Origin of the sequence: Hydrogenophaga sp. (genome assembly GCF_036675665.1) — a bacterium.
Classification (GTDB): domain Bacteria; phylum Pseudomonadota; class Gammaproteobacteria; order Burkholderiales; family Burkholderiaceae_C; genus Hydrogenophaga.
This window is the reverse complement of the sequence record NZ_JAKFEO010000116.1, coordinates 16,939-40,456: the sequence shown is the minus strand read 5'-3', so window position 1 is coordinate 40,456 and position 23,518 is coordinate 16,939. Positions and strand designations below refer to the sequence as shown.

The 23,518-nt window shown below is 64.7% G+C and carries 25 protein-coding genes; 10 read left to right on the top strand and 15 right to left on the bottom strand.

Annotation, left to right across the window (positions count from 1 at the left end; all coding sequences use genetic code 11):
* Positions 1-170 precede the first annotated feature (170 nt).
* A complete protein-coding gene (locus tag V6M63_RS24355; RefSeq protein WP_332746152.1) occupies positions 171-443 on the bottom strand; it encodes a YrhB domain-containing protein in 273 nt (90 codons plus the stop codon).
* A gap of 50 nt (positions 444-493) precedes the next feature.
* A complete protein-coding gene (locus tag V6M63_RS24350) occupies positions 494-904 on the bottom strand; it encodes a hypothetical protein (protein ID WP_332746150.1) in 411 nt (136 codons plus the stop codon).
* Positions 905-1,522: 618 nt separating this feature from the next.
* Between V6M63_RS24350 and V6M63_RS24345 the strand changes: the two genes are divergently transcribed.
* On the top strand, positions 1,523-2,476 hold the full coding sequence (locus V6M63_RS24345; protein ID WP_332746148.1) for an SAM-dependent methyltransferase: 954 nt from the start codon (positions 1,523-1,525) through the stop codon (positions 2,474-2,476).
* Positions 2,477-2,671: 195 nt separating this feature from the next.
* Here the strand turns inward: V6M63_RS24345 and V6M63_RS24340 are convergent, their stop codons facing one another.
* The 3 genes from V6M63_RS24340 to V6M63_RS24330 form a co-directional block, all read right to left on the bottom strand.
* Positions 2,672-3,106 (bottom strand): hypothetical protein, encoded by a 435-nt coding sequence (locus V6M63_RS24340; RefSeq protein ID WP_332746146.1) that lies wholly within the window; start codon positions 3,104-3,106, stop codon positions 2,672-2,674.
* Positions 3,107-3,323: 217 nt separating this feature from the next.
* Positions 3,324-3,656 carry a YrhB domain-containing protein gene (locus V6M63_RS24335; RefSeq protein ID WP_332746145.1) on the bottom strand — a complete coding sequence of 111 codons (333 nt, stop codon included), beginning with the start codon at positions 3,654-3,656 and terminating at the stop codon, positions 3,324-3,326.
* 131 nt (positions 3,657-3,787) lie between these two features.
* Positions 3,788-4,105, bottom strand: coding sequence for a hypothetical protein (locus V6M63_RS24330; RefSeq protein ID WP_332746143.1), 318 nt, complete (start codon positions 4,103-4,105; stop codon positions 3,788-3,790).
* A 529-nt stretch (positions 4,106-4,634) separates the two neighbouring features.
* Here V6M63_RS24330 and V6M63_RS24325 point away from each other — a divergent pair.
* From V6M63_RS24325 to V6M63_RS24310, 4 genes are all read left to right on the top strand, one after another.
* Entirely contained in the window at positions 4,635-5,015 is a 381-nt protein-coding gene (locus tag V6M63_RS24325; RefSeq protein WP_332746141.1) for a nuclear transport factor 2 family protein, read from the top strand.
* Positions 5,016-5,450, top strand: coding sequence for a MerR family transcriptional regulator (locus V6M63_RS24320; protein ID WP_332746140.1), 435 nt, complete (start codon positions 5,016-5,018; stop codon positions 5,448-5,450).
* Positions 5,451-5,843: 393 nt separating this feature from the next.
* Positions 5,844-6,668, top strand: coding sequence for an AraC family transcriptional regulator (locus V6M63_RS24315; RefSeq protein WP_332746138.1), 825 nt, complete (start codon positions 5,844-5,846; stop codon positions 6,666-6,668).
* An 82-nt stretch (positions 6,669-6,750) separates the two neighbouring features.
* Complete coding sequence (locus V6M63_RS24310; protein WP_332746137.1) at positions 6,751-7,194, top strand: VOC family protein; 444 nt, start codon at positions 6,751-6,753, stop codon at positions 7,192-7,194.
* Between the two features lie 64 nt (positions 7,195-7,258).
* Here V6M63_RS24310 and V6M63_RS24305 read toward each other — a convergent pair whose 3' ends face one another.
* From V6M63_RS24305 to V6M63_RS24285, 5 genes are read right to left on the bottom strand one after another with little or no spacing between them, the layout of a single operon-like run.
* Positions 7,259-8,275 (bottom strand): 2Fe-2S iron-sulfur cluster-binding protein, encoded by a 1,017-nt coding sequence (locus tag V6M63_RS24305; RefSeq protein WP_332746135.1) that lies wholly within the window; start codon positions 8,273-8,275, stop codon positions 7,259-7,261.
* The gene (locus V6M63_RS24300; protein ID WP_332746133.1) at positions 8,272-9,243 is read right to left on the bottom strand and encodes a PdxA family dehydrogenase; all 972 of its coding nucleotides are present in this window, start codon (positions 9,241-9,243) and stop codon (positions 8,272-8,274) included. The genes V6M63_RS24305 and V6M63_RS24300 overlap by 4 nt, the downstream gene beginning before the upstream one ends.
* Positions 9,240-9,704, bottom strand: coding sequence for an aromatic-ring-hydroxylating dioxygenase subunit beta (locus V6M63_RS24295; RefSeq protein WP_332746131.1), 465 nt, complete (start codon positions 9,702-9,704; stop codon positions 9,240-9,242). Before V6M63_RS24295 ends, V6M63_RS24300 begins: the two co-directional genes overlap by 4 nt.
* A gap of 2 nt (positions 9,705-9,706) precedes the next feature.
* Entirely contained in the window at positions 9,707-10,939 is a 1,233-nt protein-coding gene (locus V6M63_RS24290; RefSeq protein WP_332746130.1) for an aromatic ring-hydroxylating dioxygenase subunit alpha, read from the bottom strand.
* 11 nt (positions 10,940-10,950) lie between these two features.
* Positions 10,951-11,922, bottom strand: coding sequence for a Bug family tripartite tricarboxylate transporter substrate binding protein (locus tag V6M63_RS24285; RefSeq protein ID WP_332746129.1), 972 nt, complete (start codon positions 11,920-11,922; stop codon positions 10,951-10,953).
* A 77-nt stretch (positions 11,923-11,999) separates the two neighbouring features.
* On the opposite strand from V6M63_RS24285, the gene V6M63_RS24280 reads away from it, so the two are divergent.
* The 5 genes from V6M63_RS24280 to V6M63_RS24260 all read left to right on the top strand — a co-directional run bounded on the left by V6M63_RS24280 (position 12,000) and on the right by V6M63_RS24260 (position 18,105).
* Positions 12,000-12,800 (top strand): IclR family transcriptional regulator domain-containing protein, encoded by an 801-nt coding sequence (locus V6M63_RS24280; protein ID WP_332746127.1) that lies wholly within the window; start codon positions 12,000-12,002, stop codon positions 12,798-12,800.
* A 427-nt stretch (positions 12,801-13,227) separates the two neighbouring features.
* On the top strand, positions 13,228-14,808 hold the full coding sequence (locus V6M63_RS24275; RefSeq protein ID WP_332746125.1) for a ShlB/FhaC/HecB family hemolysin secretion/activation protein: 1,581 nt from the start codon (positions 13,228-13,230) through the stop codon (positions 14,806-14,808).
* Between the two features lie 14 nt (positions 14,809-14,822).
* Complete coding sequence (locus tag V6M63_RS24270) at positions 14,823-17,273, top strand: two-partner secretion domain-containing protein (RefSeq protein WP_332746123.1); 2,451 nt, start codon at positions 14,823-14,825, stop codon at positions 17,271-17,273.
* Positions 17,274-17,281: 8 nt separating this feature from the next.
* Positions 17,282-17,734: a FecR domain-containing protein gene (locus V6M63_RS24265; protein WP_332746121.1), complete on the top strand. Its 453-nt coding sequence runs from the start codon at positions 17,282-17,284 to the stop codon at positions 17,732-17,734.
* A complete protein-coding gene (locus V6M63_RS24260) occupies positions 17,731-18,105 on the top strand; it encodes a hypothetical protein (RefSeq protein ID WP_332746119.1) in 375 nt (124 codons plus the stop codon). Before V6M63_RS24265 ends, V6M63_RS24260 begins: the two co-directional genes overlap by 4 nt.
* A 21-nt stretch (positions 18,106-18,126) precedes the next feature.
* Here V6M63_RS24260 and V6M63_RS24255 read toward each other — a convergent pair whose 3' ends face one another.
* From V6M63_RS24255 to V6M63_RS24235, 5 genes are all read right to left on the bottom strand, one after another.
* Positions 18,127-18,888 (bottom strand): SDR family oxidoreductase, encoded by a 762-nt coding sequence (locus tag V6M63_RS24255; RefSeq protein WP_332746117.1) that lies wholly within the window; start codon positions 18,886-18,888, stop codon positions 18,127-18,129.
* 151 nt (positions 18,889-19,039) lie between these two features.
* On the bottom strand, positions 19,040-20,473 hold the full coding sequence (locus tag V6M63_RS24250; RefSeq protein ID WP_332746115.1) for an aldehyde dehydrogenase family protein: 1,434 nt from the start codon (positions 20,471-20,473) through the stop codon (positions 19,040-19,042).
* A 16-nt stretch (positions 20,474-20,489) separates the two neighbouring features.
* A complete protein-coding gene (locus V6M63_RS24245) occupies positions 20,490-21,815 on the bottom strand; it encodes a TRAP transporter large permease (RefSeq protein WP_332746114.1) in 1,326 nt (441 codons plus the stop codon).
* A 57-nt stretch (positions 21,816-21,872) separates the two neighbouring features.
* A complete protein-coding gene (locus tag V6M63_RS24240) occupies positions 21,873-22,364 on the bottom strand; it encodes a TRAP transporter small permease (RefSeq protein ID WP_332746113.1) in 492 nt (163 codons plus the stop codon).
* 174 nt (positions 22,365-22,538) lie between these two features.
* Positions 22,539-23,510 (bottom strand): TRAP transporter substrate-binding protein, encoded by a 972-nt coding sequence (locus tag V6M63_RS24235; RefSeq protein WP_332746112.1) that lies wholly within the window; start codon positions 23,508-23,510, stop codon positions 22,539-22,541.
* Between the last annotated feature and the right edge of the window lie 8 nt (positions 23,511-23,518).

The window sequence follows — 23,518 nt, the reverse complement described above, 5'->3', positions numbered from 1 at the left end:
GAGCGGGCACCGTCGCGTTCGCCGCGGTTTCCTCCCTCGAGGCTTGTTCAACACCCGCCCTTCATCCTGGCGCATCGTGGTGTGTGAGGCTCGCGGGCAGGTGTCGAACAAACCTAAACGATGACCGCCATGCTAGCTCAGGCCGGACCGGGCCCATAGCGGATATGCCACTACAGTGATGCCAACTGCTTTTCCCAGCTTGTATGCGTAGCCAAGGCATGCACTTTGCCTTCAAGCGTCACAAAGATTGGACCGTTGCCTGCGAGTGCAGCAGAAGGTTCGCCGGTTCGGACGAACTCTTCTGAGTTGTAGAAGAAGACCCACCCGTTTGCTACTTCCACAGTGAATTCAGGCTGAATAAGAAAAACGTCGCCCGCCGCAGATGCCAGCTGATTTACTGTGCTTTGCACTAAAGCTGTCGCTTCATTGCGGGTAATGGTCACGTTGAATGTCCGCTTTTCGTGGCGAAGACTGTCATGCTAGCTGAGCACACTCATACAGGCATTCCTTGCGGAGGGGTGTCGGCATCGACTTGAGAGATGAACTCAGCTAGCAGTTGGGGCGTGCAGGTGAATGGACAGAGGATGTCTTTGGCCTTTCGACTTTTCTCCTGATAGTTCATCTCTGCCCAGTTTTTGACCTGTCTTGCTCGAAGCGCTGACGCACCCCATTCATCTCTTGACTTATCAATTGCGAGCCAATTCGCCCATCGCTGCCGAGCGGCCTCGCCATCCTCCTTCACACTCTGTTCGATGATGGCGTCCATCACGCGCAAGAACATTGCATTGACTTGGGGACTATCTGCAATCTCGTCATCGTCAGGTTCCGCTGAGAACTTGGCTTCTCGAAACACCCTGTGCAGCGCATTGAGCTCGGGACTACTGTCTACAATAAAGAATGTCATTCGATTTGCCCAATTCAAGGTCCGCTTCTGGCCGAAAGCACCATGCTAGCTCAGGCTGGACAGGGCCCATCGCGGAGATTGCGTAGCGAAAGTCTTGCGAAACTTAGCATCATGTTCGCATCGTGTGCCCCTGCTCACGAGCTCGTCTAATCTTCGACGTTCGCATCTTTGAGTGCATCTGTAGATGAAAAACTGACGCCCAACAACCCAGCACCAATCAGCAGCGCAGGCCCCGCATACAGCACCGCCCACATTAACGGTAGGCCAGAGCACGGCCCACCGGCCTTTGATACGAAACAGACGTAGTAGTGATAAGCGGCAGCGCCGCCTACCACTAGTCCACTGACAGCCGTAAGTCCGCCTACAACTGCGAGAAACGCCATCTATCTCTCCCGTTTCATCAATGTCCGAACCTGGCCGATGGACGCCATCGTATCCGAGGCTCAGAACGGGCCCTGAGGCGACGCTGGGAAACCCATCGGTCTATCCGACCCGCTCCGGCAAGGTGCCCTAGGCGCCGACAGCCCAAGTACCATGTTGCTTTCATCGGCCAGGGCACCTTGCCTGCACGGTCCGCTCAGCTCAACCATTAGGCGTCACAGGCCCAAGCCGATCAATATGCCAATCGATTCCAACTACACCAGTCTTGAAACGCCCCATGAGACTCAGCGCGTCGAAGCGGCGAGCGATGCCGCGCACGTTCGCGATCAAGTCCTCGCTTACTACACGGCAGCAGCTCTTGACTATCGGGCTTGGAGCGGGGGCTTCAACATGCACTTCGGCTATTGGAGATCTGGACTCAATCCATTGCGTCGGGAGTCGATGCTCGAAGAACTGAATACGCAGGCCCTATCTCGCTTGCGCCTCGCACCGGGCCATTCGCGACTCATTGATCTTGGAGGGGGAACGGGGGCCACTGCCCGTGCAGCGGTACTGAGCTATCCCGAAGTTCGCGCAGATGTAGTAACCATCGTCCCGAAGCAGATTGAAATCGGAACACTTCTGAATCAACAGGCTCCCCGAGGCGACGCAATCACTATGCATTGCGCCGACTACACTGCCACTGGCCTCCCAGAAGAAAGTTACGACGCCGTATGCATGATCGAAAGCGCATGTCACGCTCAGGGGCCAACTAAAAGAGCGCTTCTACAAGAAGCCTACCGGCTTCTGAAGCCGGGTGGCCGCTTGGTGATGGTGGACGCCATGTTGTTGCGTGAGGTGTCATCCACAGGCCCACTTGCATCACTTATGAGTCATATCTATCGCCGGTGGTGTATTGCCTGGGCGGTGCCTGAACTCTGTCGGCTAGACCTACTTCCCGGCGCCATGAGTTCGATTGGCTACGAGGACGTTCAGTTCGACAACTGGTCCTGGAACGTTGCCCCGTCTGTTGCTCATGTACCGCTCTTCGCTTCCGCCTTTGCCGTTGTCGAAATCGTGAAGGCTAAAGGCAGGCTTCCACTTTGGCGATGGCGTCACATAGTGGCTTCTCTGCTAACCCCTTTGCTTGGTCTGCGTCGCTGCACCTTCGCCTATGGCGCTGTAACGGCCACCAAGCCAGCCGCGCGGTGACGCTTAACCCATCGTTCAATCGGAGCGCCAACGGCTGGCCATCAGATCCGCCGCGCGGACTTAGCTTCCACCCGTCGTTGCCCGATTAAATCTGCGTTGAACGATCGCTCCAACGCTGTCACAACGACCGCTCATGGCCGATGACCGCCATGCTAGCTCAGACGGTACGGGGCCTGAAGCGGACCCCGTGTCGCGCTACATCCGCTCTGGCAATTCAAGCGAGAAGGCTTCGGCCTCGCACTCGAAAGTGCTATCTCTCAAGTAAAACAGGTAGTGATTTCGGGGTGAAGATATCTGTGAAGTAAGACTCACCCAATCCGTAGGGGCTGAGAGCAGGGCTTCCTCGCCCGATACAAGATAAAACTCACCCCATTTAGGGGCCAAACTGCTGAATCTGCACTGCCCTCTGTACCAACCTTCATCGTTGGTGGAACCCAGGCGGAAACGGAGGCAGCTCTGAAACCGCAACTGGGCGCGAGAGCCCTCGACGAATTCAGGGTACAAAAAAGCGTTGACTGCAAAATCCAGCACGACCGCGTCTCCATCAACGCTCACCGTCTCATCAGGAGCGTTTGGCTCTGCATTCCAGCCGTCGCTGAGTTGGATGAATTGAACTTCGTGTCGTTTCATTGCTGCCTGCCCAAGGGCCACTCTTGGCCGTGACCGCCATGCTAGCTCAGGCTGGACTGGGCCTAAAGCAGAGTTCGCACGGTTCATACCTGCCGTCTGACGTTTTAGCTGAGCGGATGCTGCCGACTAGGGGGCTCCCGCCATAGGGCCGATAAAAGGCCGGCCGAACAATAAGCTGATCCCGACTACGGCCACATGGCGTGCAGAATTTGGACAGCTAGACCGGACGTCGTATCCCCCTGCGAAATTCCTCCACATAGTGCTCAACAGGATGCGCGGTTCCGCTCGAATAGAGCTTACAGGTCGTTCTATCCACGATCACAGGCGCATTGCCTGCAACTGCGTGAAGGGAATCAGCAGTTTTCTCGTATTCCGCTGAATTGTAAAAGTAGACCCATCCGAAGTCGTACTCATCGACCCGCGTGATAACTAGATGATGGGGTGGGCGATTTGCGTTTTCTGGCAATGCAGATTCAAAGTTGTCCATCTCACGCTCCATGCCCCGCAGGTATGCATGCATGGCTTCATCAGCATTGTGTTTGGTGGTCATAGAAACGTTTGCATCATGAGTCGGCCGCCGTGTATTTGTACCGAGCGAGGTGATGATGCATCTGGCTGGATATCCGCGTCTGGCCGAAGACCACCGTGGTAGCCGTGGCTGAGTCGGTCCATATCGGCCCTTCAATCCGATGCGAATCGAGTGATGAGGACAGCGCAAGCCTCGCGAACCCCAGGGCTGTACATGGCTTCAAGTTCACCAGCCTCCTTGTCGCACTGCTGTAGCCATGCCTGCGAGCAATGGTCGCGTGCCTCGTTTCCTGGCAAGTGGTCAGATTCACTGTCGATAGCGACGAACAATAAGAAATCTGGGTCGTGGTCATACGATGAAACGGCTGAGCGCATCGCTGCTACACGACGAACCCCATCGACGAAGCAAATCTGCCCATCTGCAAGTGCTTGGGCGGCTGCAACGACCTCGCGTCGAGCTTCAATGTTCATGAACGTGTGTCTGCTTCTGGCCGGTTGGCGAAGTCTAGCCATCGTCATCGCAGGTCGCTACCCATCAAGGGGGTAGATCCACGGTGACAGCTTGTTGGTGGCCAGGTCTTGGTGGTGGTGCTGTCGTACGGACGTACGCGATCGAAAGGCTGGTGAGGGACGCGGCGGCCTTTCGAGGCGACGCGCCCGAACGACTACGTTCAGTCTGAAGCGGACGGCGATCCCGTCGCACTTGTAGCTCCGTGCTCGTCGACATCTGAGGTCTTCCGTTGACCTGGTACGGCCAGCGGCCGCGGGTTCAAACCTGTCGCCGATCCGCTGGCTCGCGCGTCTTTGGCTGACTAGAACTTCTACGGCCGGTACCGATGAAGCTCCTCTCGCGGTTGCGCTTATGTGGCGAGTCTTCCAGATGGCGGCGCCGGCGGTCAGCCACGAAGGGCTTGACTTCGAGTGCACTCGAGGAAGTGCAATCGGGTTTTTCCAACATTTGGGCATCGATATGAATACTGCACAGCACAACAAACATCTCGTGGAATCCGTCTTCGCCGCGCTCGCTGGAGGTGATCGGCAGCCATTTGCCGACGCCATGGCCGACGAATTCAGCTGGACCATCAGCGGCCACGGCCCGTGGGCACGCACCTGGCGTGGCAAGGAAGCGGTTAGCCGCGGCTTGATGGCGCCGCTGTTCGGCCAGTTCGCCGACACGTATCGAAACCGCGCGCTTCGGATCGTCGCAGAGGGCGACCTGGTCGTCGTCGAGTGCCGCGGCAGCGTCGCCACCAAGTCGGGCGCGCGGTACGACAATCACTACACCTACTGGATCGAGTTGCGCGAGTGCCGCCTGGTGTCATTGACCGAATACATGGATACCGCATTGGCCGAGCGTGTGCTGGTCCCACCGGGAGGTTGATTGAGAACCACATTGCTTATCGGTGAATTGGCCGCACGCTCCGGCCGCAGCGTGCATGCTATCCGTTGGTACGACGCGCAGGGGTTGATCCCCGGCGTCGTGCGCGACGGCGGCGGCCGTCGTGTTTTCACCGAGCGGCATGTCGACTGGCTGGCGTTGTTGGACCGGCTGCGAAGCACGGGTATGAGCGTGGCGGACATTCGCCGATATGCGGCACTCGTAGGGCAGGGCCGTGCAGGCGTGCCCGGTCAGCACGAACTGCTCGCCGCGCATCGAACACGCGTGGCAATCGCGCTTGCCGAATGGCAGGCCGCGCTCGAACTGCTGGATGGCAAACTCGCGTTCTACAAGGAGTGGCTGGCCACCGGCGAGAGGCCTGCAATCGAAGTGAGGAAGTCGGCGACGATGCGCAGCGCGCCCAAGCGCCGCCGGTGAGAGGCATCAGAGAGCCGGTCGGGCTGTGCTCAGCTCCGTTGCTTCGGGTTGAAACGCGGCGTTGAAAGTGGCCGGGGCCCGGCCAGTGGCTGCCGACGAATGAAATGTGCCGGCCCTCCGATTCAGACTGATCGCAGTCAAACACCTTAGGAGGAGCCGTCTTAACGGAAGTGGAGGGCCGCTCCGCAGCGGGTGCTGTCCCTTGGGTCCGTATGTCGAGAGCCTTCTGTCGACAGAAGCAGACCTCATGCGTGGCTCGGTTTCGCTTCCTGCCTTCGACGCAGCGCTGGGGTCGACTTCCGCGTGCCCCCTCGATGAAGCAGGCTTCGTCGCGACATCGCCGGCGGCGGTATAGACTGAAGTTCCGATGTTGTCGCTTTGACAAGGCGAACCATGATCCTGCAACGTGCACCCAGCGTCCCGCTGCGCCCATTTATCGCGGGCTTGTGGGCCTCGGACGGCCCGCTTGACGGGCCCATCGCGGGCCCGCTGCGGCGAGAGCATGTCCTGCCAACCGGGCTGATGCACGTGGTGATCAGGCTCGACGACCGACCGCTGACCTTCCTGCAGCCGCAGACCTCTCTGCGATCGATCGCTCCGCTGTGTCTGGTCGGCGGCGCCCGATCACACTTTCATGCGCGCGAGACGGTGGGGTCGTCCTGCTCGGTTGGTGCGCTGCTCTGGCCGGGAACCGCGGCGCATCTGTTTGGCACAGGCGCGAACGAACTGGCGCATCGCCACACGGCGCTGGATGATCTGTGGGGCAGCCCTCGGGCCGACGATCTTCGCGCCGAACTGTGCGAGCTGCGCTGTGCCGAGGATCGAATGTCGCTGCTTGAGAGCCGGCTGGGCGAGCGCCTGCCGGTACTGCGCGGCTTGCATCCCCAAGTGGCGGAGCTGATGAGGTGCGTACTCGAAGAGCCGTCTGTGGGTGCCGCTGTGCGTCGACGCGGAGTCAGCCATCGTCGCTTTGTTGCCGACTTCCGACACGCGGTTGGCCTGGCACCCAAGGAGTACCTGCAGGTCCAGCGCCTGCAAAGCGCCCTGAAGGCGATCCGCACCGATCAGGCCGCGCCGCTTGCCGACGTGGCCGCGCTTGCCGGCTTCGCCGACCAGTCGCATTTCGGTCGTGAGTTCCTCGCATTCGCTGGCGTTACGCCGGCGAGATACCGATCAAGTTCGCCTGCCGAAACGAACCATCTGCCCATCGTCGATTGAGAGCCAAAGGGCAATTTCGTTCTATCTCCCGCGGTCCAGGCGGGACACACTGTCCGGCACCACAACTCAATGGAGCGTTGCCATGAAGATTGCCGAGCTTTTCCCCTACCTGTGCGTGTCGGATACCGCAGCTGCGATCGACTTCTACGGCCGTGCCTTCGGTGCGACGGAGAAGTTTCGCCTCACCGAGCCCAGTGGCCGCATCGGCCACGCCGAGATGGACTTCGGCCCCATGACGCTGATGCTGTGCGACGAGTTCCCGGAGTACGACTTGCGCAGCGCGTCGACGATTGGCGCCACGCCGGTCACGCTGCATCTGCATGTGGATGACGCGGACAAGATGGTCGAAAGTGCGGTTCGCGCAGGCGCGACGCTGGAGCAGGCGCCAACCGATGCGTTTTACGGTGAGCGATCGGGCGTCGTGCGCTGCCCCTTCGGACATCGCTGGCTGATCGGTCATTCGATCGAGGATGTCAGTGTCGGCGAGATGCAACGGCGATACACGGCGCTTTTCAAGAACAACTGATTCGGGCAGCTCTGCGCCTCCCTTGAGGTGGTGCAAAGCCTCGATTTGCGATGCCATTGACGCGCTATGCCGGGGTTGACGAAGGTCCTGGCACGAATACGTCGGCGTGGAAGTCTTCGCTGGACAGGCCCTTTTCGATGGCCGCCGCGCGCACCGAGGCCACCATGGGCGGTGAGCCGCAGCAGTACACGACGTGACCGGCCAGCTCTTCACAGGTGGTGCGCAGGGCCTGGTCCACCCGGCCTGCGAAGGTGCCGCCTGCGGCATCTGCCGGCGCGTCGCTCAAGGCGGCGACGAAGCGAAACCCTGACCACTGCTTCTGCCAGCGTTCGACAGCGGCACGCAAGTACAAGCCACCCGGTTCGCGTGCGCCCCAGATCAAGGTGATGTCGCGCTGCACGCGCTTTTTCAGCATGTCGTCCAGGATGGACCTGACCGGCGCGAAACCGGTGCCACCGGCCACGAACACGATGGGGCGGGTGTCGTCCGCGGCGAGCGCCACGTTGCCGAACGGCAGCTCGATCTTCAGCAGGTCACCCGGCACGAGCTGCGCCACGCGCGCGCTGAACTGCCCACCCGGCACATGGCGGATGTGCAGCGTGGCGCCATCGCTTTCGTGGGGTGGGTTCGCCATGGAATAACACCGCGCACTGCCATCCTCCAGCAGGATCTGCAGGTACTGGCCGGCCTGGAACTTCGCGCGCTGCCCGGCGGGCAGGCGCAGCTTGAGCACGGACACGTCGGGTGCGGCCAGCTGGTTGCTGTGCACCTTGGCGGTGAAGGTCTTGCGCGCAGTCGGATCCAGACGCTTCCACGACACGGGTCGCAGCACCATGTCGCTCCTGGGTTCACACATGCAATACAGCACCTGCTCCGGACCGCAGGTGTCGTTGCGGATGGCCGCGCCGTTGATGCCCTGGACCTCGCCCGACACGATGCCGCCCACACAACTGCCGCACACGCCCTTGCGGCACGAGTAGGGCAGGTCGATGCCGGCGTGCAAGGCAGCGTCCAGCAGGGTCTGGCCGGGCGCAGCTTCGAAAGCGACCTCGGTCGCTTCAATGGCAATGGAGTGGCTCATGCGACTGCTCGGGGTTGTGTGTCGCCCGACAACAGGGCGATCGTGCGCAGCAGCGCGGTCGGGTCGGCAATGCCTTGGCCCGCGATGTCCATGGCGCAGCCGTGGCCCACGCTGGACAACAGTGCGTCCCCGCCGATGCTCAAGGCGCTCGCCGCATTCGGCGCCAGCAACTTGATCGGAATGTGGCCTTGATCGTGCAACATGGCCACGTACAGGTCGTGCCCACGCTGAGACAGCACCATGTCGGCGCCATGCGGCCCATCGACCCGGTAGCCCTCGGCGCGCAGGGCCGCCATGGCGGGCACCACGATCTGCTGGTCTTCGGGGCCGAACAGCGTGCCTTCAGAGGCGTGCGGGTTGATGCCGAACACGCCGATGCTCGGGTGGTCCACGCCCAGCAGGGCGCAGGCGCGCACACCGGCCCGCACGGCCTGCTGCACGAGTGTGGGGGTGAGCCGGTCCAACGCGGTGCGCACGCTCTCGTGCAAGGTGACGTGCACGATGCGCAGACCACCGCCCACCAGCAGCAGGAACACCTCGTCCTCGGGCACGCCGCAGACGCGCGCCACCAGCGAGGGGTAACCGCTGAAGGCTATGCCGGCCTGGTGGACGGCGGTCTCGTGGTGTGGGCAGGCGATCACCACGTCGAAGTCGTTCGCGCGAACGGCCTGCAGCGCGGCGGTGGCGCAGGCAACGGTGGACGCGCCGGCGGCGGCGTCGATGCGGCCCGGCACGGCGGCGCTGTCGGGCAGCGTGCCCGCCTCCACGTGCCGGATCTGCGGCCACAGCGCGGACAGATCGCAGACGGCGGCCGCGCGCTGCAGCACCGCGCCGGGGCCGAACACGGTGATGCGGTCGCGCTGGGCCGCGTCGAGCGCGGCCAGGGCTTTGAGCGCGATCTCGGGCCCGATGCCGTTGGGATCGCCCGCCGCCAGAGCGATGCGGCGCAAAGGTGGCGTGGCGCTCACAGCGGCAAGGCCATCAGCGTGTCGGTCACCGTGCTGTCGCAGATGGCGACGCGCTCGGCCAGCAGCAGCCCACCGGTTTGGCGCTCGAAACGGTCGCGGTATTCGCCGGTGGCAAACACCTCGCTTTGCCCGGTGGCCATGATGCGCACCACGATGAAGGGCGTGCGCGCCTGCGCGGTGGTGTCGTCGGCCGATTCCACCAAGGGCATGCCCAGCAGATGGCGATAGCGCTGGCGCTCGTAGATGTTCGCTTCGCGCAGCGCGGCGATGCGGTCTTCCAGCATGGCACGCGAGTCGGCGTACACGATGCCGGCGGCCAGGCCTTCCTGTTCGTTCTCGACGTGGGTAATGCGGTAGTGACAGTCTTCGGTGAAGAAGGAGGGCCAGGTCTCCAGCGCATCGCTGTCGATGGTGTGGGCGTAGCGGGCGTTGAAAGCGGCGATGGTCAGCAGATCGATCATGCTCAGGCCCCCATGTGGTGGCGGTAGGCTTTCCAGAAGCCACGCACCGAGGTTTCGGTGGCGCGGCCTTCGCTGGAGCCGGACTCGTCCCCGCCCATTTCCACCACGGCTTCCTTGTCGCTCGCGCCGGCAATGCCGCGCTGCACGAAGCCGCCCACCGCGCCGTCCTCCATCGAGATGAAGCCGGCCGGCCCCACCAGATTGGACTGCTTCAGGCGCACCTTGCGCTGCTCGGGCGTGTCGTCGGCATAGCCGAAGTAGGTCCAGTTCAACTCGGTGCGGCCCACGCCTTTGGGCAGCACCTGGCGCACCGCCAGGCAGTTCTGGATCTGCTGCAACACGAAGCCCGGGAACACGGAAAGGATCTGCAGCGTGACGCCGTCGTCGTATTCCTTGAAGCCGGCCAGCAGCGTCGGGTCCTTCAGGCGGTAGCGGTCGTTGTCCGAACGCAGGGCCTGGTCCTTGTAGGAAGAGTCCTTCTCCGCCGTGGTGTCGATCATCGAAAAGCTCACGTGATGGCCGCCCGATTCGTCGACGATGACACCGCCTTTCTGCGACAGCCGGTTCAACTCGAAGGTGGTGAAGAACATGTGCAGCAGGCTGGCGTGGTAGCTGTCCTTGACGTTCTCCATGTAGAGCTTCCAGTTGTTGGGCAGGGCCTGCGTGAAGCGGCCGATGACCTGCACCGGCTTGTGCATCACGCGTTCGATGCGCTGGCAGATCTCGTCGCCCAGGTACTCCTCGATGTCGGGCACGTCTTCGGAGAAGCTGCCGAACACCAGGCCGCTGTACACGGCGATGCGCAACTTGCGCGGGCCGTGTTCTTCCTTGCAGAAGTCGGGCGGCATGCCGCCCTGGCCCTTGACTCCCTTCTCGAACGCCACGCCGGTCAGGTCGCCCTGGCGGTTGTAGCTCCACGCGTGGTAGACGCACTGGAAGTTCTCGGTCTTGCCGGATTTCTCCAGCGCGATCAGCGCGCCGCGGTGCGCGCAGCGGTTCTCGAAGGCGTAGATCTCGCCGTCGCCATCGCGCACCACCACCACCGGGGTGGTGCCGGCAAATGTGGTGCGGTAGCTGCCCACCTCAAGCAGCTCGGCGTCCAGGCAGAGGAAGTTCCAGGTGTTGCCACGGAAGATCCTTTCCTGTTCCTGCTCGGGCACCTGTTGGTCGGTGTAGAGCGAATAGGGAATGCGTGTGAGCGCTTCGCTGCGCCAATGTATGGTCTGTTCCAGCATGTCGGTTTCTCTTACTCCAGCGTCACGTTGGCGCTCTTGATGACCTTGTTCCATTTGTCGGACTCGGCCTGGATGAAGCGAGCGGTCTGTTCGGTCGACCAGCCGCGTGGTTCAGCACCCTGTTCGGCGAACCTGGCCTTGACGTCGGGCATGGCCATCGCTTCAGCAAGAAGCTTTTGCATGGCGGCAGCGGTGGCCGGGGGCGTGCCGGGAGGGGCCACCACAGAGAAGAAGGTCACGGCGTTCATGCCGGGCACCTTGGACTCTTCGAAGGTGGGCACCTGCGGCAAGACTGTCGAACGCACCGCGTCTGCCACCGCCAGGATGCGCAGCTTGCCCGCGTTGTGGTACTGAGCGGAAGAACTCAGGTTGTCGAAGAACACATCGACCTGGCCGCCGAGCAGATCGGTCAGGGCCGGCGCAGTGCCCCGGTAGGGGATGTGCGTCATCTCGGTGCCGGTCAGCTGCATGAACAGGGCGGCCGTCAGGTGCGACGTGGAGCCGTTCCCTTGCGAGGCATAGGTCACCTTGCCTGGGTTGGCCTTGAGGTAGGCAATGAACTCCGCCACGTTCTGCGCGGGCACCTTGGTGCTGACCGCCAGCACGTTGGGCACGGTGGCCATCACCGTGACGGGCACCCACTTGGTGGGGTCGAACGCAAGCTTCTTGTAGAGGTGGTGGTTGATGGCGATGGGACCGGGTGGCGAGGCAAGAAACATGGTGCCATCAGGGGCAGAACGAAACACGGCTTCGGCGCCGATGTTGCCACCCGCGCCAGTGCGGTTCTCGACAACGACGCCTGCAGGAAAGCTCGCGCGAAGTTTCTCGGCCAGGATGCGTGGCAACACGTCGGCCGTGCCACCGGCCGGGAAGGGAACGACAAGTCTCAGGGGCTGGTTGCTCGGTTGTGCGAGGGCGGTACCGACCAGGCACAACACCAGGGCAAGGGCTGCGCCGAGGCGGCGCGGGAAAGAATCGATCATTGGGCATCTCCGCAGTTGTTTTGTGGGGAGCGCCAGTGTTACCGCTGAGGCACCCTCGAACAAGGTAGATTTGCGCTATGCGCAAAAATGAAGCCAAGGAATTGACGGACGTCAATGCAGTCGACCGTCATTTCGTCACCTCACTGCAGAAAGGCCTGGACGTGCTCACGTGCTTTGGCCGGCAACACAACCGTCTGACGCTGTCGGAGGTTGCACGCCTGACCGGCATGTCTCCCGCGTCCGCGCGCCGCTCCTTGCTCACGCTGTATCAGCTGGGTTACCTGGACAGCGATGGCAAGCGATTCTGGGTGCAGCCGCGTGCCTTGCTGGTGGCGCATGCGTATCTTTCCTCGCGGCCCATGCCGTCTCTGGCACAGCCGCTCCTGGACGCCTTGTCCGAGCGCACGCGCGAGTCGGCGTCGCTGGGGCAGCTGCTGGACGACGACGCGATCATCGTGGCGCGGTCCACGGCGCGGCGCAGCCTGAGCACAGGCCTGGGAATTGGCTCACGCTTGCCGGCCTACTGCTCGGCGCTTGGACGTGTTCTATTGGCAGGGATGCCGGCGCAGGACGCGCTGGCTCGTATCCGCGGCATGCGGCGCGTGGCATTGACGCCGCAGACGATCCACAGCGTGGCCCAAGTCGTCGAGCTGGTGGATCGCTGCCGGGAAGACGGCTTCTCCACCAACGATGGCGAGTTGGAGATCGGCGTGCGATCGATGGCGGTGCCGGTGCGCGACCGTCGGGGTCTGGTGGTCGCCGCCATCAGCATTGCGGTGCGGGTGGAGCGCATGGGCATGGGCGAATTCCGCGATGCTTTCCTGCCCATGCTGAACCGCGCACGCGACACGCTGGAGGTGCGTCTCTTTCCTGAGTGAGCTCGCTCCGGCCCCCTCGCGCGATCGGTGACGATCGCTTCCAGGCCGACACGCCATGGCCCCAAGCGTGAGAAATGTCTTTGCAACGGCTGCGGCACGGTGCTCGCGCTCGCTGGGCGGCTTCGGTGGCGTGCTACCGTTGCCTGTTCGTCAGGCAAGCCAGTGGGCTTGCATCGAGAAGCTGCCTGCGGACGTTCACCCCCGGACGGTGAACGACGCCAATGGCCCGAGCCAACCGCCTGGGCCATTGCTTCGAGGGCGGAGTCGAAACACGCCGACCTCAACACCACGCCGCAGCAGTCTTTCGTGCGGCCTTTTGGACGCTTCAATGCATTCACGCAGTTTTCCGTCGGCGTTGCGCCCGACGGCCCTGGTCTTGTGCGCGCTGGCAGTTTCTTCGGTCCATGCGGCCGACCTGGCGCCTTCCGTGTCCATACCCAGATTCGAGATCTCGCGCTACGAGGTCGAAGGCAACACGCTGGTGTCCCATGCCACGATCGCGCGCGCCGTGGCGCCGCTGACCGGGCCACTGCGCGAGTTCGGCGATGTGCAGCGCGCCATGGAGGCGATCGAGCGCGCCTACGTGGACGCCGGCTTCACCGCCGTGAAGGTGTCGGTGCCTGAGCAGGAACTCTTCAGCGGCACGGTGAAGATCCGCATCGTCGAGGCTGTGGTCACCACGGTGACCGTGGTGGGCAACCAGCACTTCAGTGATGACAACATCCGCACGAGCCTGGGGAACCTGAAGACGGGCGCTGCGCCGCGCCTGGGGGACCTCTCCGAATCCATCCAGCTGGCCAACGACAACCCGGCCAAGCAGGTATCGGTGTCGATGACCGAAGGCGCGTTGCCCGGCACCGTGGATGCCAAGGTGTCCGTCGTCGATTTCGACCCGCTGCGCTTCATCGCGACGCTGGACAACACCGGCAACGCGTCCAGCGGCCACTGGCGCACCGGTGTGGCCGTGCAGCACGCCAACCTCTTCGGCCTCGACCATGTGGGCACGCTGGCCTATGCCACCTCGCCGGACAGCCCCTCCGGTCAGCACCTGAACGTGTATTCCGCGGGCTACCGCATACCGGTCTACACCCTGGGCGACAGCCTCGACGTCGTCTACGGCCGCTCGAGCGTCAACACGCCTTCGAGCTCGCCAACGCTGGGCGGTGTGCTCGGCTTCACCGGCAAGGGCGAGACTTGGGGCTTGCGCTACAACCACTTCTTCGGCCGCTCGGGCGAAACGTCTTCGAAGCTCGTGTTCGGGCTGGATCACAAGCGCATCGACTCGCGCTGCGATGTGAACGGCCAGGCCATCAGCATCAGCGGCCCCACGCCGCCGATCTCCTCGTGCGTGCCGTACACGACGACGCCGCTCAGCGTGGCCTACATCGGCCAGCGCGACGGCGTTGACCAGGCGCTCGGCTACAACCTCGGTGTTTCGCGCAACTTCGCGAGCGGCGCGCGTTACACCAACCTGGACGGCCGCACGGATCGCTACTCGTACCTGACGCCCGGCAACCGCAGCACGCGCGACGGTTTCATGGTCGTTCGCGGTGGTGCCTCGCTCCTTCAGGGGCTGGAGGGCGGCTGGCAGGTGCGCCTGGCAGGCAGCGCCCAGATCACCGACACGCCGCTCGTGGCCAGCGAGCAGTTCGGCCTGGCGGGCGCCAACGCGGTGCGCGGCTTCGACGAGCGCGCGGTCGCCGCCGACAGCGGCCTGGTGCTCAATGCCGAGCTCTACACGCCCGAACTCGGCCCGCGCACCGGCCTGCCGGGCCAGCTGCGCGCCCTGGTGTTCGTGGACGCCGGCTACGGCTCGAACCGCAAGACGTCCGGCACCTACCTGCCGAGCCACACCCACGTGGCCAGCACCGGCATGGGCGCGCGCTACGGCATGAGCCGCGACTTCAGCGTGCGCCTTGACGTGGCGCGTGTGCTCGACTCCGGCAGCTCTTTCACCGAGAAGCGCGGCGACTGGCGCGCCCACCTGAGCGCGATGCTCGCGTTCTAAACAGGCCCAACCCCATGAATAAATCCTTGTTCCAGCTTCGCTACCTGTCCCTGGTGGTGGCTGCCATGTGCGCAGGTGGCCACCACAGCGCCTTCGCCCAACCCGCCGCGCTCGCGCTGCCGACCGGCGGTGCCGTGGTCGGTGGCCAGGTGTCGATCGTGCAGAACGGCGCGACGCTCAACATCCACCAGACGTCTGGCCAGGCGCTGGTCAACTTCTCGACCTTCAACGTCGGCTCGGCCGCGCTGGTCGACATCCGCCAGCCCGGCGCGGCCTCGGCGCTGCTCGCCCGCGTCACGGGCAGCGACCCGTCGCAGATCCACGGCCAGATCAAGGCCAACGGCTCGCTCTGGCTGATCAATCCCGCCGGCATCATGGTGGGGCAGGGCGCGCGCATCGACGTCGGCGGCTTCATTGCCAGCACGCTGAACGTGAGCGACACGGACTTCCTGGCCGGCCGCATGACGTTCACCTCGGTGGGCAACGCCGGCATGGTGAGCAACGCGGGCGCGATCAACGCGGCCGCAGGACCGGGTGGGGGCCGCATCTACCTCGTGGGCCAGAGGGTGGAGAACACCGGTTCGCTCGACGCACCCCGCGGCGAGGTGTTGCTGGCGGCCGCTCAGAACGTGCAGCTCGTGGACACAGGCCACCCCGGCGTCTCCATCGCGCTGTCGGGCGCGAGCGGCGACCTGCTGAACCTGGGCCGCATCGTGGCCGATGCCGGTCGCATCGGCCTGGCCGCGGGCCTGGTGACCAATGCGGGCGACGTCAGCGCCAGCAGTGCCGTGAGCGAAGGCGGCCGCATCTTCCTGCGCGCCACCGACCTGAAGACGACCTCGACCTCGGACATCCAGGCGAACGGCACCTCGGGCGGCAACGTGGTGCTGCTGGCCGACCGTGCGGCCGACATCGACGGCCGGGTCTCGGCCACGGGCAGCACCGGCCCTGGCGGCTTCGTGGATACCTCGGGTCACCAGTCGCTCAACGTGAAGCACGCGCCGACCGTGGGCCAGGGCGGCAGCTGGCTGATCGACCCGTCCAACCTCGAAGTCGTCGCCGGCGCCGGTGGTGGCGCCACGGTGGAGGATGGCGTCATCGTGTCGACCGAAGCCGGCACCACCATCGGTGCCGACGTAATCATGGCGCAGCTCAACATGGGCGCCAGCGTGGCGCTGGCCACCGGCAACGAAGGCGGCGCACTGGGCAACATCGTGGTGAACGCCGCGATCGCCAAGACCGCGGGCGAGGACGCCAGATTGACGCTGCGCGCTCACAACAACATCGAGATCAACGCGCCGATCACCAGCAGCGCCGGTGCGCTGGACCTCAGCCTGAAGAACAACTTCCACGGCAACACGACCGACGCCGGCCACGCCGCCACGCTCAACAGCAACCTGAACCTCAACGGTGGGGTGCTCGAGGTCTCGCAGGGTGAAGCGCTGGGCAACGGCACGCTGAACATCGCGGGAGGAACCACCACGCTCGATGGCGCCTCGTCGATCCAGGCTGCGGTGGTGAACGTGCGGGCCGGCGCGATGCTGCGGTTGGCCTCGACCAACGACAGCCCGTTCAGCACGGGATACGAGGGCCGACTCGTCAACAGCGGCACGATCGTGAAAACGGGCGAGGGCAGCACGCAGGCCGCGCTCACGAACCTGGCCGGGGGGGTGTTGAGGATCGACGAAGGCGGCTTCGACGTCACGTTCTCGGAAGACAACGCCAACGCGGGCCGTGTCGACATCGCTTCCGGCGCGACGCTGAGCAGCACGGTGGATCTCCACAACGCGGGGCTCATCCGCGGCACCGGCACCGTCGACCTCGGCGGCCCCGCCGGCGCCAGGCTGGTCAACACCGGTGTCGTGGCCCCTGGCGGCTCCGACGAAGTGGGCGAGCTGACCATCGATGGCGGCTACACCCAGGGCGCGCAGGGCGCGCTCAACATCCGTCTGGCGGGTGCCAGCGCCGACGTGCTTCGCGTCACCGGTGCCGTGCAGCTCGGGGGCACGGTGAACCTCTCCACGCTGGGCGGCGGCATGCCCCTCAACGGCACGGTGGCCGATTTCCTGATGGGCGGCAACGCGGGCCACGCCGGATCGTTCGCGACCGTGAACGCAACCGCGGTGGTCACCCCGCAGACAACGGGCAGGTTGTCGGTGATCTACCCCGCGACGGGCGCCGCAGTGGCGCAGGTGAAGGCGACGACGGCACCCACGGCGCCGGTGGCCGACATCTGCAGCATCGCGCCGAACTCGGCCCTGTGCCTGGTGCTCTCTCCTCCGAGCGCGTCCCAGCCGGTGACGCCAGCGGTTCAACTGGCGACCAACATGATGATCAGCACGGTGCTGGAGAGACCCTTGTCAGTGGCCCCGACAACGTCGGACATTGCCAAGTCGGTGGCGAAGGTCGAGGCGGCGGACAGCGCCAAGGTGAACGTTGCCGCCAAGAAGATGTACTGCAACTGAGCAACGCCATGAACAACATCCAACGCATCGCCTGCCTGCTGTCGCTGCTGGCCACAGCTGTGTTTTCGCCAGCCGCCCTGGCCCAGAACGTCGCCACCATCACCCACCTGGCTGGCCTGGTGGTTGCCCGCAGCCCGGAGGGCGCCACCAAACTGCTTGCCGTCGACTCCAGGGTCCACCGGGGCGACACGCTCACCACCGAAGCGCGTGGCTACGCACTGGTGAAATTCAGCGACGGCGCCGAAGTCATGATGAAGCCCGATTCGGAGGTGGCCGTGATCCAGTACAGCTACGACCCGGCGCAGCCGCAACTCGACCGCTTCGAGATCGGACTGCTGCGAGGCGGCTTCGTCAGCACCCCGGGTGCGATGGGCAAGCGCAGCCCGCAGGCCACCCTCATCAAGACCCCCAAGGGCGACCTTGAAGGCGCCGCAACCCTCAACCTGACGGTGCAACCATGAAAAAATCCATCCTTCTGATCGCGCTGCTGTCGGCATGGGGCTCGTCGGCGATGGCCACGACGTTCATCGCGAAATACGTGACGCCAGGACCGATCTTGCCCGCCGCCCCTGCCGGAAGGCCCGCCGGCACCCTGGCCCCTGGTCTGTACGTGCAAGTCCTCGATGGCCAGATCAAGATGACGAACAGCGCGGGAGCCCAGAACTTCTCGGCGGGGCAGTTCGGCTTCGTGCCGAACGTCAACGCAACACCTGTCGTGGTTCCGTCCAACCCGATCCTGGTCTTCTCACCGCCACCCGCTTTCAGCATGCCCAGCCCCATGAACGGGGGCGCCCCGGCAAAAACCAGCGCCGTGGACTGCGAGGTTCGCTGAGGCGTCCCCCCGTGCGGCACCTCAGACGCAGCGTGCGCCGTCCACTTCCAGGCAGGCGCCCGAGATGAAGGCGGCCTCGGCGCTGGCGAGGTAGAGCACCGCGTTGGCCACATCCAGCGAGGTGGAGAAGCGGCCCAGCGGAATGGTGGAGCGGAATTTGTTCAGACGCTCCTCGGTGAGTTCGCCGCCGGCGAACGACGGGCCCAGCGTGGTGAACGGGTTCATCACCGGGTTGATGCAGTTCACCCGGATGTTGTCCGGCCCAAACTCGGCCGCGAGCGACTTGCTGGTGGTGATGACCGCACCCTTCGAGCCGTTGTACCAGGTCAGCCCCGGCCGCGGGCGCACGCCGGCGGTGGACGCGATGTTGATGAAACTGCCGCCGCCGTTGCGTTTGAGCGCCGGCACGGCGTGCACGGTGGCCAGGTAGATGCTCTTGACGTTGACCGCGTAGCAACGGTCGAAATCGTCCTCGCTCACGTCCAGCGCGGGCTGGTTGCGGTGCGTCCAGCCGGCGTTGTTGACCATCACGTCGAGTTTGCCGTGGCGCTCGAGCGTGGCCTGCACCAGCGCTTTCACGTCGGCCGATTTCGTCACGTCGCCGGCGACGAACGATGCGCGCCCGCCCGCGGCCACGATGCCGTCGGCCACGCGGTTGCCGTTGGCGCTGTCGATGTCGTTCACGATGACCTGCGCGCCTTCTTCGGCCAGGCGCTGGGCAATGCCCTCGCCGAAGCCGCTGCCCGCGCCGGTGACGATGATGGAAAGATCTTTGACTCGCATGGTGGTGAACTCCGTTGAATAGGGGAAACCGGTCTGGGTTGCAGAAACTTCTTGATGCCCGGGTCGCCGTCCAGAGGTGCCGCAGATCCGGCTTTGCCGGTCTGCTGGCATCGCCCCCCTTGGGGGGTGACGCCGAAGGCGGCGCGGGGGGTCATCCGTGTTTGATGGCCACGGTCTTGAGGGTGGTGAATCCGTACAGGGCCTCGAAGCCCTTTTCGCGTCCGTGGCCCGACGACTTGACGCCGCCAAACGGCAGCTCCACGCCGCCGCCCGCGCCGTAGTTGTTGACGAAGATCTGGCCGGCGCGCACGCGTCGGGCCATGCGGAACTGGCGCCCGCCGTCGCGCGTCCACACGCCGGCCACCAGGCCAAAGGGCGTGGCGTTGGCGATCTGCACCGCGTGGTCTTCGTCGTCGAAGACCATGGACGACAGCACCGGGCCGAACACTTCTTCCTGTGCCAGGCGGTGGTCCACCGGCACATCGCGCAGCAAGGTGGGCGCGGCGTAGAAACCGCTGGCGGCGGCCTCGTCCACCACGCGGCCTTGCGCCACGGTGGCGATGCCGTCGGCCCGGGCCTGGTCCAGAAAGCCGCGCACGCGCTCCTGCTGGCTCTGGCGGATCAAGGGGCCCAGGTCCAGGTTCATGGCCGGCGGGCCGGCGCGCAGCGCCGTGAAGCGCTCGCCCAGACGTTCCAGCAGGGGCTCGTACAGCGAACGCTCCACCAGCAGGCGCGAGCCGGCGCTGCAGGTCTGCCCGCTGTTCTGCACGATGGCATTGATGATGAAGGGCAGGGCGGCGTCGACGTCGGCGTCGGCAAACACGATCTGCGGGCCCTTGCCACCCAGCTCCAGCGTGACCGGGCAGTGGCGTTCGGCCGCGGCCTGCTGGATCAGCGTGCCCACGCGCGGGCTGCCGGTGAAGCTGATGTGGTCGATGCCCGGATGGCGCGCCAGCGCGTCGCCCACCTCGTGGCCATAGCCGGTGACGATGTTGATGCAGCCGGCCGGAAAACCGGCCTCCACCGCCAGTTCGGCCACGCGCAGCAGCGACAGGCAGGCGTCTTCGGAAGGCTTGACCACGCACACGTTGCCGGCCGCCAGCGCGCCGCCCACGCAGCGGCCGAAGATCTGCATCGGGTAGTTCCACGGCACGACGTGGCCGGTCACGCCGTGCGGTTCGCGCCAGGTGAGCACGCTGTAGCCGTCGAGGTAGGGAATGGTGTCGCCGTGCAGCTTGTCGCCGGCACCGGCATAGAACTCGAAATAGCGCACCAGGGCGAGCGCGTCGGCCTTGGCCTGTGCCACCGGCTTGCCGCAGTCGCGCTGTTCGATGGCGGCGAGCTCGTCGGCGTGCTCGGCCACCTTCTGGCTCAGCTTCATGAGCAGGCGCCCGCGCTCGGCCGCGGTGGTGCGCGCCCAGGTGCGCTCGAAACATTCGCGCGCGGCGCGCACGGCGGCGTCGATGTCGGCGGCGTTGCTGCGCTCGATGGTGTCAAAGGCCTGGCCGTCGGCCGGGTCGATGACCGGCAGCGTCTGGCCCGAGGCCGAGCGCACGGCGGTGTTGGCGATGTGGTTCAGGGCCATGGGTGTTCCTTTGCGTTCATTGGGGACCGATGCTGGGGCCGATCGTGGGCTCGACCACCGGCGGCTTGGCAAACACCGCGTCGCGCAGGGCGAGCGAGATCGAAGGCAGGTAGGTGATGAGGGCCAGGCAGCCCATGATGACCAGCACGAAGGGCAGCAGGTGGCCCACGATGCGGTCCAGCGAAATCTTCGCCACCGTGCAGGCCGCGAAGAGGTTCACGCCAAAGGGCGGGGTGATCATGCCCATGGCCAGGTTGACCACCATGATGATGCCGAAGTGCACCGGATCGACACCGAAGTGGATCGCCACCGGCACCAGGATGGGCGCGAGCACGATGATGGCCGCCGAGGTCTCGATGAACATGCCGATCACGAACAGCGCCGCGTTCACCCCCAGCAGGAACCAGCCCGGCGACTGCAGCACGCTGGTGAGCCACAGGCCGATGGCGTCCGGAATGCCCGCGCGCGTGATCAGGAAGGCGAACAGACCGGCGTTGGCGATGATGAACATGATCACCGCGCTGGAGAGCACCGACTTGCGCAGCACGGTGACGATGTCCTTCACCTTGAGTTCGCGGTGCACCACCATGCCCACCAGCAGCGCATAGAACACGGCCACCACCGAGGCCTCGGTGGGCGTGAAGATGCCGCCATAGATGCCACCCAGGATCACCACCGGCATCAGCAGCGCCCAGCCCGCATCGCGCGTGGCCGGGCCCACGCCCAGGCGGTCGTCGCCGTCGTTCTTGCCCAGGCCCTTGAAGCGGCACCACAGGTGCACGAACAGCATGAGCGAGACGCCGATCAGCAGGCCGGGCACCACCCCGGCGATGAACAGCTCACCAATGGACACCTCGGCCGCCACACCAAACAGGATCAGCGGGATCGACGGTGGAATGACCACCCCCAGCTCGGCCGAGGTGGCCTGCAGCGAGGCCGCATAGCCCACCGGGTAGCCGTGCTTGACCAGCGCCGGAATCAGGATGGAGCCGATGGCGAAGGTGGTGGCCACCGAGGAGCCGGAGACCGCCGCGAAGATCATGCAGGTGAGCACGCAGGTCATGGGCAGGCCGCCCTGCACACCGCCCACCAGCGACTTGGCGAAGTTCACCAGCCGGCGCGAGATGCCACCGGTCTCCATGAGGTTGCCCGCCAGGATGAAGAAGGGGATCGCCGCCAGCGGGAACTTGTCGATGGCGGAGAACATTTCCTTGGGCACCAGGATGAGCTGGTTGCTGTCGAAGATCGCCAGGCCCAGGATGGCCGAGCCACCGATGGCCACGGCAATGGAGATGCTGAAGGCGAAACACACCAGCATGGTGACGAGCAGGGTCAAGGGCATGGTGCGTGTCCAGCGGAAAAGGTGAAGGGTTGCAGGCGCATGGGTACGGTCACGGCATCACAGCGCGGTGCTGAGTTCATCGTGGTGCGGGTCGGCGTGGTGCGCCACGGTGGCCAGCAGGCCGAGCAGGGCGCCCACCGGAACGGCGGCGTAGGCCCAGGCCATGGACAGGTCCAGGCTGGCGAAGGTCTGGAAGCGCACGCGCCAGACCAGGTCGATGCCGAACCACAGCACCACCGAGAAGAAGGCCAGGTTGACCGCGGTGATGGCCCAGCGCACGGTGCTGCGCCACGCGCCGCGCGAGAGGCGCAGCATCAGGTCCACCGAGATCAGCGCACCCTGGCGCAGCGCCACCACCGTGCCGAGCATGACCATCCAGATCAACAGGCGGCGCATGATCTCCTCGGTCCACGTTGATGGTTGAGAGAAGACAAAACGGGCAATGACCTGCCACATGCCGAGACAGGAAATCACCGCCAGGATGGCGCAGGCCACTGACAGGCACAGCCCGGTGATGCGGCGGTCGACGGCAAGGAGGAGAGATTTCATGCGAAGGCTTCAATCAACTGGCGAACGGCAACGAGGCGAAAAAAGAAAGCAGACCCGGCAACGAACGAGGGGGAGCCAGACCAGAAACACCAAGGGTCCGGCTCCGCCGGCCCAAGGTGTTGTCCCCCCTCAGGGGGGAAGACGGGCCCACCGGGCCCGGCGCAGGGGGGAGCGTTACTTGACCGCTTGAATGGCCGCGATCCTGTCGGCGCCGAACTCTTTCGCGAAGCCTGCGTAGGCCGGTGCCACGGCCTTGCGGAAGCTCTCGCCATTGACCTTCTCCACCACCTGCATGCCATCGCTCTTGAGCTGCGCAATGCCGGTGTTCTCGTCGTCGTTGACCTTCTTGCGCTGGGCCGCGGCGCCTTTCTTGGCGGCGGCGGTGAAGGCGGCCTTGTCGGCGGCGGACAGCTTGCTCCACACCGCGGGCGAGAGGATCAGTGCGGCCGGCGAATAGACGTGGCCGGTCAGCGACAGGTGTTTCTGCACTTGCGAGAACTTGGACGCCAGGATCACCGGAATCGGGTTTTCCTGACCATCGACCGTGCCCTGTTGCAGCGCGGTGAACAGCTCCGGGAAGGCCATGGGCGTGGGCAGGATGCCGAAGGTCTTGTAGCCGTCCATGTGCACCTTGTTCTCCATCGTGCGCATCTTCAGGCCGCTGGCGTCGGAGGCCTGGTTGATGGGGCGCTTGCTGTTGGTCATGTGGCGGAAGCCGTTCTCGGTCCAGGCCAGGTTGATCAGGCCCTTGGCTTCCATCTTCTTCTGCAGGTCCTGGCCGATCGGGCCGTCCATCACCTTGCGCGCGTGGTCGTAGTCGCGGAACAGGAAGGGGATGTCCACGATCTTGACCTCGGGCACGAAGTTGCCCAGCGGGCCCGTGGAGGTGTTGACGATGTCCTGCGTGCCCAGTTGCACGGCTTCGATCTGCTCGCGTTCACCGCCGAGCGCCGAATTGGGGAACTGCTGGCACTTGTAGCGGCCTTGCGTGCCCTTCTCCATTTCTTCGCAGAACACGGTGGAGCCGACACCGTAGTGCGACGTGGCCGAGGTGGCGTATCCGATCTTCAGCACGGTCTGGGCCTGCACGGCGCCAGAGGCGGCCAGGATGGCGGCGAGAGCGATGGGTTTGATGAGTTGTTTCATGGACGGTG

Coding starts and splice junctions, on each gene's coding strand:
- V6M63_RS24350 (WP_332746150.1), bottom strand. CDS start 904: ATGACATTCTTTATTGTAGACAGTAGTCCCGAGCTCAATGCGCTGCAC.
- V6M63_RS24345 (WP_332746148.1), top strand. CDS start 1,523: ATGCCAATCGATTCCAACTACACCAGTCTTGAAACGCCCCATGAGACT.
- V6M63_RS24340 (WP_332746146.1), bottom strand. CDS start 3,106: ATGAAACGACACGAAGTTCAATTCATCCAACTCAGCGACGGCTGGAAT.
- V6M63_RS24335 (WP_332746145.1), bottom strand. CDS start 3,656: ATGACCACCAAACACAATGCTGATGAAGCCATGCATGCATACCTGCGG.
- V6M63_RS24330 (WP_332746143.1), bottom strand. CDS start 4,105: ATGAACATTGAAGCTCGACGCGAGGTCGTTGCAGCCGCCCAAGCACTT.
- V6M63_RS24315 (WP_332746138.1), top strand. CDS start 5,844: ATGATCCTGCAACGTGCACCCAGCGTCCCGCTGCGCCCATTTATCGCG.
- V6M63_RS24310 (WP_332746137.1), top strand. CDS start 6,751: ATGAAGATTGCCGAGCTTTTCCCCTACCTGTGCGTGTCGGATACCGCA.
- V6M63_RS24305 (WP_332746135.1), bottom strand. CDS start 8,275: ATGAGCCACTCCATTGCCATTGAAGCGACCGAGGTCGCTTTCGAAGCT.
- V6M63_RS24295 (WP_332746131.1), bottom strand. CDS start 9,704: ATGATCGATCTGCTGACCATCGCCGCTTTCAACGCCCGCTACGCCCAC.
- V6M63_RS24290 (WP_332746130.1), bottom strand. CDS start 10,939: ATGCTGGAACAGACCATACATTGGCGCAGCGAAGCGCTCACACGCATT.
- V6M63_RS24285 (WP_332746129.1), bottom strand. CDS start 11,922: ATGATCGATTCTTTCCCGCGCCGCCTCGGCGCAGCCCTTGCCCTGGTG.
- V6M63_RS24280 (WP_332746127.1), top strand. CDS start 12,000: ATGCGCAAAAATGAAGCCAAGGAATTGACGGACGTCAATGCAGTCGAC.
- V6M63_RS24270 (WP_332746123.1), top strand. CDS start 14,823: ATGAATAAATCCTTGTTCCAGCTTCGCTACCTGTCCCTGGTGGTGGCT.
- V6M63_RS24265 (WP_332746121.1), top strand. CDS start 17,282: ATGAACAACATCCAACGCATCGCCTGCCTGCTGTCGCTGCTGGCCACA.
- V6M63_RS24260 (WP_332746119.1), top strand. CDS start 17,731: ATGAAAAAATCCATCCTTCTGATCGCGCTGCTGTCGGCATGGGGCTCG.
- V6M63_RS24255 (WP_332746117.1), bottom strand. CDS start 18,888: ATGCGAGTCAAAGATCTTTCCATCATCGTCACCGGCGCGGGCAGCGGC.
- V6M63_RS24250 (WP_332746115.1), bottom strand. CDS start 20,473: ATGGCCCTGAACCACATCGCCAACACCGCCGTGCGCTCGGCCTCGGGC.
- V6M63_RS24245 (WP_332746114.1), bottom strand. CDS start 21,815: ATGCCCTTGACCCTGCTCGTCACCATGCTGGTGTGTTTCGCCTTCAGC.
- V6M63_RS24240 (WP_332746113.1), bottom strand. CDS start 22,364: ATGAAATCTCTCCTCCTTGCCGTCGACCGCCGCATCACCGGGCTGTGC.
- V6M63_RS24235 (WP_332746112.1), bottom strand. CDS start 23,510: ATGAAACAACTCATCAAACCCATCGCTCTCGCCGCCATCCTGGCCGCC.